Below are 17,363 nucleotides of genomic sequence, written 5' to 3' on the forward strand. Positions count from 1 at the left end.
ATCACAATGAGTTTCGTCCCTATGGTCATTGAACAGAGCAATCGCGGAGAGCGGGCCTACGACATTTACTCCCGTCTGCTGAAAGACCGCATTATTTTTCTAGGTACCGGCGTCAACGATGTGGTTGCCAACTCCATCATCGCCCAAATGCTGTTCCTGGCGGCCGACGATCCGGAGAAGGATATCCACCTTTATATTAATAGCCCGGGAGGATCCATCACCTCCGGTATGGCCATCTACGACACGATGCAGTTCATTAAGCCGGACGTTTCCACGATCTGCGTCGGCATGGCCGCCTCCATGGGAGCGTTCCTGCTGACTGCCGGCGCGAAGGGCAAGCGCTTCGCTTTGCCGAACAGCGAAATTATGATTCACCAACCTCTCGGCGGAGCCGAAGGACAAGCAAGCGATATCGAAATCCGGGCACGCCGGATTCTGAAGATGCGCGACAAGCTGAACAAAATCCTGTCCGAGCGCACCGGTCAACCGATCGAACGCATCGAGAAGGATACCGACCGCGACAACTTCATGGACGCGGACGTCGCCCAGCAATACGGCCTCGTAGACAAAGTCATCGAAAAGCTGTAAGCGCCGCAATAGAAAAAAAGCTGCCTTCTGCCCTTTGCCGGCGCGGAAGCAGCTTTTTTCTATTACCACACATTTTGTGTACTGTCAACAAAAATTCACGGCGGTGAATCCCCCCTCTTCGGATCGAGAAATTCGTGATATGCTTTATCCTGAGGTTATCCCATAAACCTCCAGTTCTAGTTCGATCTTAGGAACTCTGGAAAAGGGGGACTGCACAATGAACCAAAAGGCCTATCCGTACTTAGTCAAACCAAACAGACAGCCCGAAATCCCGCTTCGATTCGATGAACCCATCGACTACGTGCCGGCTCGCCGGTTAAGCGATAAAGCTGCTCTGCTTCGTCCGCTTCAGGACGAGCACTTGCTTGAGGTGTACCGGGAAGCGAAGAAGATGAATCTCTCTAGCGAATTCATCGAATTGCTGGAGGAAGCCATTTCCATCCGCCAATTGGAGCATCGCCGGGAAGCTTAGGGATCAGGGAATTCCAACAAAACCGAATGGTTGCCGCCGCCCTAACGGGAGGCGGCTTTTTGTTTTGTCCAAGCCTGTGCGCGCCCAAAAAAGACTGTTCCGACAAGTCATCAAATGGACGACTCGGGAACAGTCTTCTTGGGCGTTGCTTGTATCTTATTTCAAGCCGTATTGAACCGTCACGCTGGCGGAAATCTCGATTTGCCCGACTTGCACGGAGCTGGAGGCGGATGCCCCAGACTCGGATGCGACCTTAGCCACCTGATCGTACATGATGACAGGCACATTCTGAGCGTTTCCTTGCACGATATTCAGCACGCCGCCGAGCTGCCGCTTCGCGGACACGGCCAGTACGCCCGCTTTCGCGTCTGCGTTCGCCATTGCTTGTTTCAAGGCGTCAAGCTCGTATTGGTCCTTCTTCTCCGTCGAGAATTGGACGCCGTCCGTCCGGTTCGCTCCGGCGGCGGTCAAGTCGTCCAGCAGCTTGCCAATCCCGTCCAGCTTGCGATACGTAACCTGCAGCGAATGGGAAGCGTTGTAGCCCGTCAGCTTGCGTCCTTCCTTCTCGGTATAATTATATTCCGGCTGCACATAAAAGCCTGTCGTCTTAACGTCCTTCTTGCTAATGCCGTATTTCTCGTACAATGCTTTCTCCACCGCGGCGAACTTGTCGGCGTTCGCCTTCTGAGCCGCATTGGCCGTCGTTCCTTGAGAATCGACCGAGACGTTCAAGTACGCGACGTCCGGCTCCACCAAGATCGAACCGCTTGCTCCTACCGTTACCGTATTCACAACCGCCGATTGTGCGCTTGCGGTCGTCGGCGTTTCTGCCGCCACGATCGTTCCCTCCCCTTTGCCAAACCCGATCCACCCGATGACGACGACGGCCAACGCCACCGTCAGCACTTGCCATGAACGCTGCTTCATTTGTACGAATACCCCTTTCAGCTTGTTTGATCCTATGGACGCAAGCCGTTACCAAAATGTTTCAATTTCCGGAAAAGAATTATTCCACGCCTTCACTCCACGACGAAAATTGCTTTTAAAAAGGCAAAAAGCCCCCGCGTCGGGAGCTTTGAGCGGTTCCGCTTATGGACGTTTACTGGTTCTCCAGCTCTTCTTTGCTAACGAGTTGGACTAAAGCGGTTACAGCCTGCTCTGCGTCGGAGCCTTCCGCGCTGATGGCAACTTCCGTACCCGAGCTGATCGCCAAGCTCATAATACCCATGATGCTCTTGGCGTTCACTTTCTTCTCGTCCTTCTCCACAAAGACATCGGAGGAGAATTTATTGGCTTCCTGCACGAAGAGTGCGGCCGGTCTGGCGTGAAGCCCCGTCTTTAGCCGAACAACCACCGGCTGTTTCGTCATGGAACGGATACCCCCTATCTTTGATTCGCCCCACATATGGGAATCGCCGAAAATCTTTTCGAACAATATTATAACATTGTTTAGAACCAAAGCGCTATACGCTTATGCGCCGCCATTCCGGATTTTTTCCGCCCATTCGTCAAGTTTCCGTAGCCGGTGATTGACGCCGGACTTGCTGACCTGGCCTTTCAGCATATCCCCGACTTCCTTCAAATTAATATCGGGATACTGAAGCCGGATCTCGGCTACTTCGCGCAGCTTTTCGGGCAGGCTCTCCAGCCCTACCTCTTTCTGGAGCAGCTTAATGTTTTCGATCTGGCGCACCGCCGCGCCGATCGTCTTGTTAAGGTTCGCCGTCTCGCAATTGACGATCCGGTTCACCGAATTGCGCATGTCGCGCATAATGCGAACGTCCTCGAATTTGAACAGCGCTTGATGCGCGCCGATCAGGCTCAAAAACTCGATGATTTTTTCGCCTTCCTTGATGTAGAGGATGAATCCCTTCTTCCTCTCGATGAACCGGGCGTTCAGTTGAAACCGATTGGCCAGCTCCACAAGAGCTTGACAATGCTCCTCGTACATTGATGCGATCTCCAGATGATACGACGAACCCTCCGGATTGTTGACCGAACCGCCTGCGAGGAAAGCGCCGCGCAAGTAAGCCTTCTTGCAGCATGTCTTGCGCACGATATTCTTGTCGATGCTTGGATGGAATTGAAACCCTTCCGTGGCGGTTATAATGCCAAGCTCCTTAAGCAGCTCTTCGACCCCCGCCGGAATTCGCACGACGTATACGTTGTTCTTTTTGAGCCGCATCTTTTTGCGCACGAGCAATTCGGTCGGAATCGAGTAGTGGCGCTTAAGCAGCGTATACATCCGTCTGGCGATAGCCGCGTTCTCGGTTGCAATATCGAGCACGATTCGCCTGTTCGTAAGAGAGACCGAGCCGTTCATCCGAATGAGTGCGGACAGCTCCGCTTTCTCGCAGCAGGCTTCGGCTTCGACGAGCGTCAGCTCTTTCTTCGTCTGCGCGGCAAAGGACATGGACATCTCACCCCTTTCGCTGCATCCAGTCTTCCACCAGCTGATAAATATGCTCGCTCAGCCGGTCGGCGTCATGGCGCAAATAGGTGCGGAACAGCACGAGCTTGTCGGCGATAACCTTGTACCCTCTGCGTTCCACTTCCTCCAAGTCCAGATGGACCGCCTTCGAGCCTTTCTCGGCATAGAGGCTTTGGACTTGCGGAGGAATTTCCCCGTTGTTCACAATGACATAATCGAATAGATGATGGCCGATATGCGCATGTACGGCGCTAAGATGATCGCTGACCGAGTAGTTGTCCGTCTCCCCCGGCTGCGTCATGACGTTGCAAATAAATATTTTTACCGCGTCCGATTGAACGATAGCTTCGGCCAGCTTCGGCACGATCAAGTTCGGAATAATGCTCGTATATAAGCTTCCCGGGCCGATCAGGATCGCATCCGCGTCGCGAAGCGCTTGCACGGCTTCCGGAAGCGGTTCGACGTCGGCGGGTTCAATGAATACGCGCTTGATTTCGAGACCGGATTTCGGAATGGTCGATTCGCCTACGACGATCGTGCCGTCGTTCATCTCCGCTTTCAGGACGATAGCCTGATTCGCCGCCGGAAGCACTCTTCCGCGTACGGCGAGCACTCGGCTCAGCTCCGTTATGCCGGTGACGAAATCGCCGGTAATATCGGTCATCGCGGCCAATATCAGGTTGCCAAGACTATGTCCGGCCAGACCTGTGCCGTTCTGGAACCTGTACTTCAGCATCTCCGCCAGTAACGGTTCGGCATCTGCGAGAGCCGTAAGGACGCTGCGAATGTCGCCGGGCGGAGGCATCTGCATCTCTTCCCTTAAGATGCCCGAGCTCCCCCCGTCATCCGCGACAGTGACAATTGCGGTAATATCGAGCGGCTTCTGCTTGAGCCCCCGAAGCATAACAGACAAGCCCGTCCCGCCTCCGATGACGACAATTCTCGGAAGACGAACGGCTTTCGGCTTTTGCTGCGCCTGCATCATGCCCTCACCCGTGACCGTCGCGACCGGCGTCGCGATGATGCACGCGCACCGTTTCGGTCTCGCCCGCCGAGAGCATTTTACCTAAGTATTCCGCCAGAGCGACGGATCGATGCTTGCCGCCGGTACAACCGATGCCGATGACGATCTGACTTTTGCCTTCTTTGTGATACAAGGGAATGAGATACTGCAGCATGTCGAGCAGCTTCGTCAGAAACAGCTGCGTATCCGGCCACTTCATGACGTAATCGTACACTTCTTGATCTTGACCGGTCTTCGGCCTCAACGTGTCCACGTAATGCGGGTTTGGCAAAAACCGGACATCGAAAATGAGATCGGCGTCGATCGGAACTCCATACTTGAAGCCGAACGACGTCACATTGATCGATATGGCGTTTTTGTCTAAATTACTGAACCGGCCGATAATCTTTTCCTTAAGCTGCGCAGGCTTCAGATTGCTCGTGTCGATGACTTGCGTCGCCCAGCCCTTCAGGTCCTCCAGCAGCTTGCGCTCCATATGAATGCCGTCCAAAGGCATTCCTTCCGGAGCCAGCGGGTGACGGCGGCGGCTCTCCTTGTAACGCTGAACGAGCACAGAATCGATCGCGTCCAGAAACAAAATTTCGTTATGAATCGTAAATTGCTCCCGCACGTAATTCAGCGATTCGGACAGCGCGGTAAAAAACTCACGGCCCCTCAGATCGATAACGAGAGCGACCTTCGCGATCCGGCCCTGCGATTGATCGATGAGCTCCGCGAATTTCGGAATAAGTACGGGAGGCAGATTGTCGACGCAAAAAAAGCCGAGATCCTCGAGGCTCTGCACCGCGATCGTCTTGCCGGCGCCCGACATGCCCGTAATGATGACTAGCGTTGGTTTCGAAGTGAGCGTATCCATCCGATTTCCTCCTCCTGAACGTAAGAGCGGTCCACCCGGCCAAGGGATGACGGGCAGCCCTCGCCTTAGAAAGAAAACAGCGCCTGCTCCCTGCGGCTCTCGGCCGGCGGTACAGGCGCCTTGATAGGATTATGCGTCCAGCAAAAGCCCGGCCGCACCGACCACGCCGGCATTGTTCCCGAGCTCGGCCGCCACGATATCGACGCCTTCCTGCGCTTTATCCAAAGCGTACTTGTGGAACACCGTGCGGATCTGCTCGAACAGGAACTCTCCCGCCTTGCTGACTCCGCCGCCGATGATGAAGCGCTGCGGGTTTACGACGACCGCTACCGTGGCCATCGACTTGCCGATATAGTAAGCCGCACGGCTTACTATGCGCTGCGCCACTTCGTCGCCGTTCTTGGCGGCGTCGAATACTTCCTTGGCCATAATGTTCTCGACGTCTGCGAGAGTCGTTCGATCTCCGCGCGAGACGGCGTCATGAGCCATCCGGATAATCCCCGTAGCCGAGGATACCGTCTCCAGGCAGCCCATCTTGCCGCAGCCGCACTGAATCGCTTCAAGATCGGGCACAATCGACATGTGCCCAAGCTCCCCGCCCATGCCGGAGAAGCCTTCGATCAGACGGCCGTTAACGACGATGCCGCCGCCGACTCCCGTACCGAGCGTATACAGGACGCAGCTATGCACCCCGCGCCCTGCGCCCCCCCATGCTTCCCCTAGAGCGGCAACGTTAGCGTCGTTGTTCACTCTTACTTTCTTATTTAGCTCCGCTTCCAGGATGTCTTTCAGCGGCACGTTATCAAGCGGTAGATTAGGAGAAAACTTAATAAAACCTTTCGCCATGTCAATAAAACCGGCGATGCCGATCCCGACTCCGGCGACTTGTTCCCAGTCGTACGGAGATTCCTCGACGATGCGGCGGGCATATCCCGCAATGTTGGCAAGAATCTTCTGCGTCCCTTGCTCGGTTCCGGTCGGCCCCTCAAACGTATGAAGAAGGTCGCCCTTCGCGCTGCAAATGCCCACTTTAATTGCTGTTCCGCCGATATCGACACCGACGTAGATCGTCTCAGACATACCAAGGCACCTCTAATATAAAAGATACGTTATTCAAAACAACCACAGTACCCACTATAAGCGAACGCCCCCCACGGTCAAGACGTAGGCGAGTTGTGGCCGCTCACACTGGTGGCTAGCCCAAAATTGGTGGGTTACTGTGGCGGATGAGCGCCGCAGCCGATGATTAGCCCAAAATTAGTGGGTTACTGTGGCGGATGAGCGCCGCAGCCGATGATTAACCCAAAATTGGTGGGTTACTGTGGCGGATGAGCGACACAGCCGATGATTAACCCAAAATTGGTGGGTTACTGTGGCGGATGAGCGCCGCAGCCGATGATTAACCCAAAATTGGTGGGTTACTGTGGCGGATGAGCGACACAACCGATGATTAACCCAAAATTGGTGGGTTACTGTGGCGGATGAGCGCCGCAGCCGATGATTAGCCCAAAATTAGTGGGTTACTGTGGCGGATGAGCGACACAGCCGATGATTAACCCAAAATTGGTGGGTTACTGTGGCGAAGTGGGATTAAGAGACGCATCCGACCCGCCATAATAAAAAGAGCGGACGGACACTGGTCCCCGCTCTTTTCGTTATGCGATTTTGTCGCCTTACACCGACTGGCTCCAGTCATGGGTCGCGTGGCCTTCCAAATACTTCTCGCAATCGAGAGCCGCCATGCAGCCGCTGCCTGCCGCCGTAATCGCTTGACGGTATTTGGTATCCTGCACGTCGCCGCAAGCGAAGATGCCCGGCACGTTCGTCTCCGAGGAATCCGGCTTCGTCACGATGTAGCCGTGCTCGTCCGTCTCGATTTGACCGCCCAGAAACTTCGTGTTCGGCGTATGGCCAATCGCCACGAACAACCCTTGAGTCTCGATAACTTCCTCTTCGCCGGTTTCGTTGTTGAGCACTTTCAGCCCCGATACGACGTTGTCTCCGGCGACGACCTCAACTGGCGTGCGGTTGAGGCCCAACGTGATTTTCGGATTTTCGCGGACGCGATCCTGCATGATCTTCGAAGCGCGCAGCTCGTTGCGACGGTGGACGAGCGTTACTTCCGATGCGAAACGGGTCAGGAAGTGAGCTTCCTCCATCGCCGAGTCTCCGCCGCCGACGACGATGATTTTTTTCCCGCGGAAGAAAAAACCGTCGCAAGTAGCGCAAGTGCTAACCCCGTGGCCGACGTTCTCGCGTTCGCCGGGGATGCCGAGGTACTTTGCGGAAGCGCCGGTCGAGATAATGAGAGTCTCGGCTTCGAGCGTTTCTCCGCCTTCCAAATTCAACGTGAACGGGCGTTTCGCCGTGTCCACGGAGTTGATCCAGCCGGTGCGGAATTCCGCGCCGAAGCGCTCCGCTTGCTTGCGCATATTGGCCATCAGATCGGGACCCATGATTCCTTCGGGGAAGCCTGGGAAGTTCTCAACCTCCGTCGTCGTCGTCAATTGGCCGCCCGGCTCCGGACCTTCGATGACCAGAGGGCTCAAATTCGCCCGAGCGAGGTAGATAGCCGCTGTAAGTCCGGCAGGTCCTGTGCCGATTACGATGCTTTTGTACATGGTTGTTCCTCCTTGCGTCTAACGCCTGCGCGCTGAGTGACTGTTGTTATTTTTTCCCCCGGAAAGACGGGGACGTTAAATCGAGCTTTTCGCGAATGCCGCACGCTTCGTCGATCCGGTTCGCATAACGGCTGATGCTCGCTTGGGAAGCTCCGTAGCGGTCGACCAGATCGGAATACGTTACCGTTCTTCTGTGCATCTTGGCGGTCCAATATTCCAACGCCGCCGCCCAGCCCGAAGATTTGTGCAGCTTGGGCACTTCCGGGTAGACACGCGATAAGTAGTCGACCCATAAGGTCATCATGTCGTGCTGCTGAACGACGTCATAACGCCCCGACATGCCTTCAAGCGCTTGCTCCAGCACGATCTGCCAGCTGCTGTCCCATACCGGAAGCCGCTCCGACTTGCGGCGCGCTTCCAGCGTCAGAGGCCGTCCGCCGAACGTTACGGACAACGAATCCTGCACTCCGATCGAACGGAGGACGAGAACCGCCACCCTCTTCAGCTCGTCTTCTTCCTTCGGGTCGACGAGAAAAGCCTTCAACGACTCGATAACCTCCTCGTCTGCGACGAGGCCGAGAGCTTGAATGACTTGAACCTTCGTCTTGCGGTCTCCATGACGGAGCGCCCAGAAGAACGAGGATCGGATAAGCGGATCTTGCTTGAGCGCTTCCGATACGAGTCCCGGCTTCGTCTCCCACTGCCGGAATTGCTCCTCGAACGGAAGGTGGTAATGATAATGAACCGGCGGCTTCTCCTCGCCGGATCTTACTTGAGGCAGCCGCCGCAGATGGAAAGCGGCCACGGACGAATTGGGATCCAGCTTCTGCGCTTGGTTCCAGTGCCTCTCGGCCTCGTTGTACCGGCCGAGATTGACGGCGGCCACAGCTGCAAAATGATGCAGGCTCGGTTCATTCGCGAGCTCTCCCGTACGGATGAGCCTGCGAAAATGGCGATAAGCCTCCCGATGATCTCCGATAATGCCGAGCGTCGTCGCCAGCTTGAATACATGCTCCGGATGGAACGGCACCGTTTTTCGCAGCTTCTCGAGCAGTTCGCGCAGCGGACTTTCCTGATTGCCGTGCTGATAGAAAATCGCCATGTTGCACAGGGCGTGAAGATTGCCCGGCTCGGCTTCCAGCACTTCCGATATCGTCGAGATCGCCTTGTCGAACAGTCCCATGTAGTAGTATGCCAATCCAAGGTTGTTGCGGACGGCGACGAAATCTGGCTGGCGAACCAGTATCTCCTCCAGCATCCGAACCGCTTCGGCGAATCTTCCCGCTTCCAGAAGCTCGCGCGCCTTGTCGTGGGCATACAAATTCTCGCGGGACTTGATCGTCGACAGCTTCGTCGGGCGATTCAGCTCGTAACCGAGCAGGTCGAGCAATTCGTCCGCCTCGTCGAGAAACTGGCCTTCCTCGTCATGCTCAAGATAGTGAACGAGCGCCTCTTCCGCGGCTTCGTACTGTTCCATATTGGCGTAATTGTTCGCCAAGTAGTAGTAGCATTCGGTCATGGCAGGGTCGATCTGGTCAATGACGGAACGAAGGATGACGTTCGATTCCTCGTATCGTCCCATTTCCGACAAGATGCCCGCCATGTTGCAGTGGTTAACCGGGTTCTCCGGTTCATATTCTACGGCCCGGCGGAAATATTTCAATGCCTTGTCGTAATGGTATCGATCCAGCGACTGAACCGCTCTTTCGAAGAAGAAAGTGGCGTCCAGACGCATGGGAATCACTTTGGAACGACGGCTGCTAGCCGCGCGCTTCCGCTGACTCATCGGCAAGGCACCTCCCCGGTTGTTGTCGTTTCGTCGCGCCTTTTCATCATCCAAGATTATAACACAGCGCGCGCCATCCACGAAACAATATCCAACTGGGAGTCTGTCTTGTTTAGAATTATTATAATATAAGTTTAGATATAAATAAAGCACTGCACTTCGCCAAATAAAAAGAAAAGCTGTCCGAGGATTGTTAGCTACAATCTTCGAACAGCCGTTTATTTATTATACCCCTGCGTCCTTGAAGAGCGTGCTGATCGAGCCGCCTTCCATAATAATGCGGATCGCTTCGGCCAGCATCGGCGCGACCGAGATCGTCTGGAAGCGCGTCGAACGGTCATCCGGCAGCAGGATGGAGTCGGTTACGACAACTTCCTTGATGCTCGGATGGTCGAGCTTCTGAAGAGCGTTGGCCGAGAACAACGGATGTGTCGCGCAGACGTAGACGTCTTCCGCTCCGCGTTCCTTCAAGCCTTCAACGACGTTAACGATCGTCGATCCCGTATCGATCATATCTTCGATGATGATCGGCGTACAGCCTTCCACATCCCCGATTACGTGGGTGATGACCGATTCGTTGTGCGCCGGGCGCTTCTTGATCATAATGGCGAACGAGCAGTCCAACTGGTTGGCCAGCTTCTCCGCCGTGGAAGCTCGTCCGGCGTCCGGAGATACGACGACCGGGTTGCGGATATTTTTCGCTTTCAAGTAATCGCTGATCAGATCGAGCGCAGTCAAATGATCGACCGGAATATTGAAAAAGCCCTGAATCGCGTTAGCGTGCAAATCGATCGTAATAATGCGGTTGGCGCCGACCGTCGTCAAAACGTCCGCGACCATCTTGGCCGAGATCGGCTCCCGTGGTGCCGCTTTTCGTTCTTGACGAGCGTAGCCGTAATAAGGCAGCACAATGTTGATCGTACGGGCGGAAGCCCGCTTGGCAGCATCGATCATAATAAGCAATTCGACAAAATAATCGTTGATGGGATGCGACAGCGACTGGACGATGAATACGTCGCAGTTGCGGATCGTCTCCTCATAGTGAACGTACACCTCGCCGCTCTTGAATCTGGAAAGCTTGATTTTCCCGAGCGGGAGTCCAAGCTGGTCGGCCATCTTCTCGGCCAACTTCGGGTTGGAAGAACCCGAAAAAATACGAAGTTTGCTGCTGTCCATGTGCCCCTCCACCATATCTAATCCGTTACCCTGACATCCATCCCTATTATACATGAGTAAGTCCCCTTCTTCAAAAAGGAATTAACGTCCGCTTACGTCCTTCAAACGTCGCCAAGTGCGAATATCCGACATTTTTCAACATCGTTTGCGCTTCTGCTCCTTTTTGTCCGACCTTACCCGGGTGATGGGCATCCGAGCCGAACGTTACCGGAATATGATAGGCTTTTGCCCGCTCCAGCATGCGGAAGGAGGGATACATTTCTTTGGCCGCCGTATGAATGCCCGCCGCATTCAATTCGATGGCCAGCCCATGCTTCGCTACCGTCTCAAGAGCGGCGTCTTCCAGCGTGCTGACGTCCTCCTCGGGCCGGAATCCGAATCTCTTGATTGCGTCGATATGTCCGATGTAATCGTACAGCCCTGTCGCAGCCGCCTTGCGAACCGCATCGTAATACCGCTCGTACACTTCGATCGCCCGCTTCCCTTCCCAGTTGTGAACTTGCCGAAAATCGGTAATGTCCCACGTCCCGAGAAAATGAACTGAACCGATCACGTAATCCCAAGGGTAAGCTTCGATAATGCGGGAAATCGGTTCCTCGTAGCCCTCTATAAAATCGCCCTCGAGCCCGACTTTTACTTTTATCCGGTTTTTGTAGCGTTCCTTGAGGGTCAAGCATTCCTCAACGTACCGCGGAAGCTCGTCCATCGGCATCGCCATCTCCGGATAGTAAGTGGCCGGATCGACATGAAGAAGGGGCATGTGGTCGGATAAGCCGATTTCCTCCATGCCCTTCTCAATGGCGCTTTCGATATATTCAGGCAGCGTTCCGACGGCGTGACCGCAACGGACGTTGTGCGTGTGATAGTCGATGCGCATCGTCATACTTCCCGCCTAATCTTTCTTGACCGGCTTGCGGTGCCTGAATTCCAGCTCCTGCAGCACGTCGTCGAACGGAATTTGCTGCTCGCGCAGCAGGACCATTAGATGGAAAATAAGGTCGGCCGCTTCGCTGCGAAGCTCCTGCGAGTCGCGGTTTTTGGCGGCGATGATTACTTCCGCGGTTTCTTCTCCGACCTTCTTAAGTATTTTGTCCAGGCCCTTCTCGAACAAATACGTCGTGTACGCGCCCTCGGTACGTTCCGCGTCGCGCTGCGCGATCGTCTGCTCCAGGCGGGACAGCGGACCGAAACGATCGGCTTCAGGCGCGATCCCGCCGCCTTCCGCATCGCGATAGAAGCAGCTGTAAGCGCCGGTATGGCAGGCAGGCCCTTGCTGCTTCACCTTGACCAGCAGCGTATCTCCGTCGCAATCGTAGCTTAGGCTAACGATCTGCTGCGTGTGTCCGCTGGTCGCGCCCTTGTTCCACAGTTCTCCGCGCGAACGGCTCCAGAACCAGGTTTGACCGGATTCGAGCGACTTCAGCAGCGATTCCCGGTTCATGTAAGCAAGCATGAGCACTTCTTTGCTGATCGCGTCCTGCACGACGGCGGGAACGAGCCCGTGCGCGTCGAATTTGACCTGATCGAGCAAGGATTGCGATTGTTCTTGAGTCATCGTACGTTCACTCCTCTGCCGCGCAACGTTTCTTTAACCTCGCGAACGGTCAATTCTTTGTAGTGGAATATGCTTGCCGCCAGCGCCGCGTCCGCGAGCCCCTCCGAGAATACGTCGGAAAAATGGTTCGCGTTGCCCGCGCCGCCCGATGCGATGACGGGAATGCCGACGCTCTCCGATACGCGCGCGGTCAGCTTCAGGTCGAAGCCGTCCTTCGTTCCGTCGGCGTCCATGCTGGTTAGCAGAATTTCGCCGGCTCCGCGGCGTTCCGCTTCCTTCACCCACTCCAGCGCCCGAATCCCGGTCGAATTACGGCCTCCGTGCGTGAACACTTCCCACTCGCCCCACTCCGCATTAAACTTCGCGTCGATGGCAACGACGATGCATTGCGCGCCGAACGTCCGCGAGCCGTCCGTAATGAGCTGAGGGTTGCGAATAGCCGCCGTGTTGATGCCGATCTTGTCGGCGCCCGCCCGGAGCAGCCGCTTCATGTCCTCGACCGCCGAGATTCCTCCGCCCACCGTGAACGGAATCGATATTTCTCCTGCCGTTCGGCGGACGACGTCGACCATCGTTGCTCGCCCTTCGACCGAAGCGGAAATGTCGAGAAACACGAGCTCGTCCGCGCCTTCACGGTCGTACAGCGCCGCTAATTCCACCGGATCCCCGGCGTCGCGCAAATTAACGAAGTTAACTCCCTTAACGACCCGTCCGTCTTTGACGTCCAGGCAAGGAATGATTCGTTTGGCCAGCATGAGGGCTCGCCCCCTTTCTAGAGTTGAATAGATCGTTTCGCGCAACCTGCTATTAGAGAGCCGCCGTCTTCCGTACGGCTTCGGCCAAGTCAATGCTTCCGGTATACAGCGCCTTGCCGACGATCGCTCCGCCGACTCCATCCTTCGCATGCACCGCGAGGCGGTCCAAATCTTCCGGCTTGCTCACGCCGCCGGATGCGATAACGGAGCGGCCCGAAACTTTAGCGAGATTAACGATGGCTTCCACGTTGGGACCGCCCATCATGCCGTCGCGGGAAATATCGGTGAAAATGAACGTCTGCGCTCCTTCGCCCGCGAGCTGTACGGCCAGATCCTCCGCTTTCACCTCGGACGTTTCCAGCCAGCCTCTCGTTGCGACGAGCCCGTTGCGCGCGTCGATGCCGATGGCGACTTGAGCGCCGTACTTGGCGAGAACGCGCGATACGAATGCGCGGTCTTCAATCGCCGCGGTGCCCAGAATGACGCGAGATACGCCGAGACCGATCAACCGCTCGACATCCTCTTCCTTCCGAAGTCCGCCGCCGACTTGCACGGGAACGTTAACGGCTTTAGCAATTCGGCCGATCAACTCGTCGTTGACGGGATGTCCCGCTTTCGCGCCGTCGAGATCGACGAGGTGAATCCACTTCCCGCCTTGCGCCTCCCAATCGCGCGCCGCCGATACCGGATCGTCGTTGTACACCGTCTCCTGGTTATAATCGCCTTGGACTAGCCGCACCGCTTTGCCGCCGCGGATGTCGATGGCGGGATAGATGATGAAATTGGACATTTCGTATTGAGCCTCCAAATCAATGAGCTGGTTTTGATGCGCTTGCGCTCCGGCCTAACGGTGGCCGGAGTTGTATCGCTTTGCGGCACTGCTATCTTCCTCGTCCGCAGCATTCGGCGGAGTTGTGACATTTCACGGCACAATTACCTCGCTCACATGCTGCGTACGTTGGAATTGTGACGCTTTGTGCCACTACTGCTTCCGTTGCCCGCCGCATTCGGCGGAGTTGAGACATTTTCCGGCACAATTACCTCGCTCACATGCTGCATACGTCGGAGTTGTGATGCTTTGTGCCACTACTACTTCCCTCGTCCGCCGCATTCGGTGGAGTTGTGACTTTTTCCGGCACAATTACCTCGCTCATATGCTGCATACGTCGAAGTTATGTCGCTTTGTGCCACTACTGCTTCCCCCGTCCGTCGCATTCGGCGGAGTTGTGACATTTTCCGGCACAATTACCTCGCTCACATGCTGCATACGTCAGAGTTGTGACGCTTTATGCCACTACTGCTTCCCTCGTCCGTCGCATTCGACGGAGTTGTGACTTTTTCCGGCACAATTAACTCGCTCACATGCTGCATACGTTGGAATTGTGACGCTTTGTGCCACTACTGCTTCCCTCGTCCGCCGCATTCGGTGGAGTTGTGACTTTTTCCGGCACAATTACCTCGCTCATATGCTGCATACGTCGGAGTTATGTCGCTTTGTACCACTACTGCTTCCCTCGTCCGCCGCATTCGGTGGAGTTGTGACGTTATAAGTCACATCCCCTCACCCCCGCGCAAGCCGCTTTTTCAAGCTCAAGAAGCTAGCTCCACGAAACGCTTCAGCAACGCCATTCCCAAGTCGCTGCTCTTCTCGGGGTGGAACTGCATCCCGAACAGCGAGCCTCGTCCGACAATAGCGGTAACCGGCCCGTTGTAATCGGTCACCGCGAGCAAATCCTCTTTCCGCTCCGGCAACGCATGGAACGAATGAACGAAATATACGTGCCCTGCATCAACGTCCTTGAACAGAGGACTCTCTTGCTTGAACGACAGCTCGTTCCAGCCCATATGCGGCACTTTGAAATCGCCTTGAAAACGAACGACGCGTCCCGGCAGCAGATCGAGCCCGCGATGAACGCCGTGCTCCTCGCTTTCGGTGAACAGCAACTGCATGCCCAGACAGATGCCCAGCAGCGGCTTGCCCGAAGCGGCGTATTCCTTCACGACCGCATCGAGCCCCGTGTCCCGCAAGTTGATCATCGCATCGCCGAAAGCGCCGACACCGGGCAAAATCGCACCCTCGGCAGACAAAATAACCGCCGGATCGGAAGTGACGACCGTCTCGCAGCCGAGACGCTCTACCGCTTTGCTTACGCTGTGCAGGTTGCCCATGCCGTAATCGATGATTGCGATCACCTACAGCACCCCTTTCGTGGATGGCACGCCTTTCACGCGAGGATCGATCAAGGTCGCTTCGTCCAGCGCGCGGCCCAAAGCCTTGAACACCGCCTCGATCATATGGTGGGTATTGCGCCCGTAGTGGACGATAACATGCAGCGTAATCCGGGCTTCCAGCGCAAGCTTCCATAGAAACTCGTGAACGAGCTCCACCTGAAAGCTGCCTACCTGCGCGGACGGATATTCGGCGCGGTACTCGAAATGCGGTCGGTTGCTCACGTCGACAACGACTTGAGCAAGCGCCTCATCCATCGGAACGAACACGCTGGCGTAACGTTTGATCCCTTTTTTGTCGCCGAGAGACTCCCGAAGCACCTGTCCCAAGCAAATGCCGATGTCCTCAACCGTATGATGATCGTCGATGTCCACGTCGCCGCGGGCTTCCACGTTCAAATCGAATTGGCCGTGTTGGGCGAACAGATCGAGCATATGGTTCAAAAAGGGAACGTCCGTCTCTAAGCCGACTTGCCCCGATCCGTCTACATTCAGCGACAGCTTGATGTCGGTTTCGTTCGTTTTGCGGGATACCGAGCCTTTCCGGCCTTGATTTTCTTGCGTGAATTCACTCATTTGCCGTCCCGTCCTTCCAATCGGATTTCCACCGCTCTCGCGTGGCCTTCAAGCCCTTCATGACGCGCCAGCAGCGCGATTCCGGCTGCGTCTCTGCGCAGTGCTTCCTTGCTGTATCGGATCAAGCTCGATTTTTTCAGAAAATCGTCCACGTTCAGCGGAGACGAGAACCGCGCGGTTCCGTTCGTCGGCAGAATGTGGTTAGGCCCTGCGAAATAATCGCCGACAGCTTCCGCGCTGTAAGGCCCGAGGAAAATCGCCCCTGCGGTTTCGATCCGTCCGAGAAGCTCCAACGGATCTTCCGTCATAATCTCCAGATGCTCCGGCGCAAGCTTGTTGACGACGTCGACGCCTTCGCTCATATCCTGCGTCACGATAATGGCTCCATGCTGCTCCATCGACTTCGAGGCGATCTCCCGCCTCGGCAGCGTCGCAAGCTGACGTTCAAGCTCCGCCGCAACCGCATCGGCCAGCTTCGCCGACGGCGTTACGAGCACTGCGGAAGCCATCTCGTCATGCTCCGCCTGCGACAGCATGTCCGCGGCTATGTAACCCGGATCCGCGCTGTCGTCCGCCAGAACGACGATCTCGCTCGGGCCCGCGATGCTGTCGATGTCGACCGCTCCGAACACGGCGCGTTTCGCCAGCGCCACATAAATATTGCCGGGGCCGCAAATTTTATCGACGGCAGGAATGCTGTCTGTCCCGTAAGCCAATGCCGCAACGGCCTGAGCGCCTCCGACCCGGTACATCTCGGTCACTCCCGCTTCCGCGGCCGCCACGAGAATATATGGATCAATGCCTTGACGGCCTCCAGTCGCGGGCGGCGTCACCATCACGATTTCCGGCACGCCCGCCACCTTGGCCGGAATGACGTTCATAAGCACCGACGAAGGATAGGCCGCTTTGCCGCCCGGCACGTATAGGCCGACCCGGCGCAGCGGACGAAGCACCATGCCGAGCATCGTTCCGTCCGGCTGTACGTCTACCCACGTGCTCCGCTTCTGCTTCTCGTGGAAGGAGCGGATGTTGGCCGCCGCTTGCCGGAGCGCTTCCACGAATTGTGCGTCCACTTTCTCGTACGCCGCTTGAATCTCTTCCTGCGGAACCCGCAGCTCCTCCGGAGTCAGCGTCGTCTTATCGAACGCCGCCGTATACCGCAGCAGAGCCGCGTCGCCTTCCCGCCTGACCGCTTCGACAATCTCGGCTACCGCCGCGTTTTGCGCGGGAGTTCCGTATTCATTTTCCCGCTCCAGCTTGAAGCCTTGCGCAGGTCCCTTATACATCGCAATTC

General features: G+C 56.1%; 18 protein-coding genes. 2 read left to right on the forward strand and 16 right to left on the reverse strand.

What is annotated here, in order from left to right; all coding sequences use genetic code 11:
- The first annotated feature begins 6 nt into the window (after positions 1-6).
- Both clpP and sda read left to right on the forward strand, forming a co-directional pair.
- The gene (gene clpP / locus D3H35_RS21430) at positions 7-588 is read left to right on the forward strand and encodes an ATP-dependent Clp endopeptidase proteolytic subunit ClpP (protein WP_119151277.1); all 582 of its coding nucleotides are present in this window, start codon (positions 7-9) and stop codon (positions 586-588) included.
- A gap of 217 nt (positions 589-805) precedes the next feature.
- Positions 806-1,060 carry a sporulation histidine kinase inhibitor Sda gene (gene sda, locus D3H35_RS21435; RefSeq protein ID WP_119151278.1) on the forward strand — a complete coding sequence of 85 codons (255 nt, stop codon included), beginning with the start codon at positions 806-808 and terminating at the stop codon, positions 1,058-1,060.
- 156 nt (positions 1,061-1,216) lie between these two features.
- Here the strand turns inward: sda and D3H35_RS21440 are convergent, their stop codons facing one another.
- The 16 genes from D3H35_RS21440 to hisD form a co-directional block, all read right to left on the reverse strand.
- Positions 1,217-1,987 (reverse strand): SIMPL domain-containing protein, encoded by a 771-nt coding sequence (locus tag D3H35_RS21440; RefSeq protein ID WP_119151279.1) that lies wholly within the window; start codon positions 1,985-1,987, stop codon positions 1,217-1,219.
- A 172-nt stretch (positions 1,988-2,159) separates the two neighbouring features.
- Positions 2,160-2,429 carry an HPr family phosphocarrier protein gene (locus D3H35_RS21445; protein ID WP_119151893.1) on the reverse strand — a complete coding sequence of 90 codons (270 nt, stop codon included), beginning with the start codon at positions 2,427-2,429 and terminating at the stop codon, positions 2,160-2,162.
- Positions 2,430-2,531: 102 nt separating this feature from the next.
- Positions 2,532-3,473: a DNA-binding protein WhiA gene (whiA, locus tag D3H35_RS21450; protein ID WP_119151894.1), complete on the reverse strand. Its 942-nt coding sequence runs from the start codon at positions 3,471-3,473 to the stop codon at positions 2,532-2,534.
- Positions 3,474-3,480: 7 nt separating this feature from the next.
- Positions 3,481-4,473, reverse strand: coding sequence for a gluconeogenesis factor YvcK family protein (locus tag D3H35_RS21455; RefSeq protein WP_119151895.1), 993 nt, complete (start codon positions 4,471-4,473; stop codon positions 3,481-3,483).
- 7 nt (positions 4,474-4,480) lie between these two features.
- Positions 4,481-5,371, reverse strand: a complete 891-nt coding sequence (rapZ, locus tag D3H35_RS21460) for an RNase adapter RapZ (protein WP_119151280.1) — start codon at positions 5,369-5,371, stop codon at positions 4,481-4,483.
- 129 nt (positions 5,372-5,500) lie between these two features.
- A complete protein-coding gene (locus D3H35_RS21465) occupies positions 5,501-6,451 on the reverse strand; it encodes an ROK family glucokinase (RefSeq protein ID WP_119151281.1) in 951 nt (316 codons plus the stop codon).
- 593 nt (positions 6,452-7,044) lie between these two features.
- Positions 7,045-7,992: a thioredoxin-disulfide reductase gene (trxB, locus tag D3H35_RS21470; protein ID WP_119151282.1), complete on the reverse strand. Its 948-nt coding sequence runs from the start codon at positions 7,990-7,992 to the stop codon at positions 7,045-7,047.
- A gap of 46 nt (positions 7,993-8,038) precedes the next feature.
- Positions 8,039-9,778 (reverse strand): tetratricopeptide repeat protein, encoded by a 1,740-nt coding sequence (locus D3H35_RS21475; RefSeq protein WP_119151283.1) that lies wholly within the window; start codon positions 9,776-9,778, stop codon positions 8,039-8,041.
- 225 nt (positions 9,779-10,003) lie between these two features.
- A complete protein-coding gene (locus tag D3H35_RS21480) occupies positions 10,004-10,954 on the reverse strand; it encodes a ribose-phosphate diphosphokinase (RefSeq protein WP_119151284.1) in 951 nt (316 codons plus the stop codon).
- A gap of 70 nt (positions 10,955-11,024) precedes the next feature.
- The gene (gene hisJ, locus D3H35_RS21485; RefSeq protein ID WP_119151285.1) at positions 11,025-11,831 is read right to left on the reverse strand and encodes a histidinol-phosphatase HisJ; all 807 of its coding nucleotides are present in this window, start codon (positions 11,829-11,831) and stop codon (positions 11,025-11,027) included.
- Between the two features lie 15 nt (positions 11,832-11,846).
- Positions 11,847-12,509, reverse strand: coding sequence for a bifunctional phosphoribosyl-AMP cyclohydrolase/phosphoribosyl-ATP diphosphatase HisIE (gene hisIE / locus D3H35_RS21490; protein ID WP_119151286.1), 663 nt, complete (start codon positions 12,507-12,509; stop codon positions 11,847-11,849).
- Complete coding sequence (hisF, locus tag D3H35_RS21495) at positions 12,506-13,264, reverse strand: imidazole glycerol phosphate synthase subunit HisF (protein ID WP_119151287.1); 759 nt, start codon at positions 13,262-13,264, stop codon at positions 12,506-12,508. The genes hisIE and hisF overlap by 4 nt, the downstream gene beginning before the upstream one ends.
- Positions 13,265-13,316: 52 nt before the next feature.
- On the reverse strand, positions 13,317-14,054 hold the full coding sequence (gene hisA / locus D3H35_RS21500; protein WP_119151288.1) for a 1-(5-phosphoribosyl)-5-[(5-phosphoribosylamino)methylideneamino]imidazole-4-carboxamide isomerase: 738 nt from the start codon (positions 14,052-14,054) through the stop codon (positions 13,317-13,319).
- Positions 14,055-14,854: 800 nt separating this feature from the next.
- Positions 14,855-15,457, reverse strand: coding sequence for an imidazole glycerol phosphate synthase subunit HisH (hisH, locus tag D3H35_RS21505; protein ID WP_119151289.1), 603 nt, complete (start codon positions 15,455-15,457; stop codon positions 14,855-14,857).
- Complete coding sequence (hisB, locus tag D3H35_RS21510; RefSeq protein ID WP_119151290.1) at positions 15,458-16,069, reverse strand: imidazoleglycerol-phosphate dehydratase HisB; 612 nt, start codon at positions 16,067-16,069, stop codon at positions 15,458-15,460.
- Entirely contained in the window at positions 16,066-17,355 is a 1,290-nt protein-coding gene (hisD, locus tag D3H35_RS21515) for a histidinol dehydrogenase (RefSeq protein WP_119151291.1), read from the reverse strand. The genes hisB and hisD overlap by 4 nt, the downstream gene beginning before the upstream one ends.
- Between the last annotated feature and the right edge of the window lie 8 nt (positions 17,356-17,363).

The organism is Cohnella faecalis, assembly GCF_003570905.1.
In the GTDB taxonomy this organism is placed as follows: domain Bacteria; phylum Bacillota; class Bacilli; order Paenibacillales; family Paenibacillaceae; genus Cohnella; species Cohnella faecalis.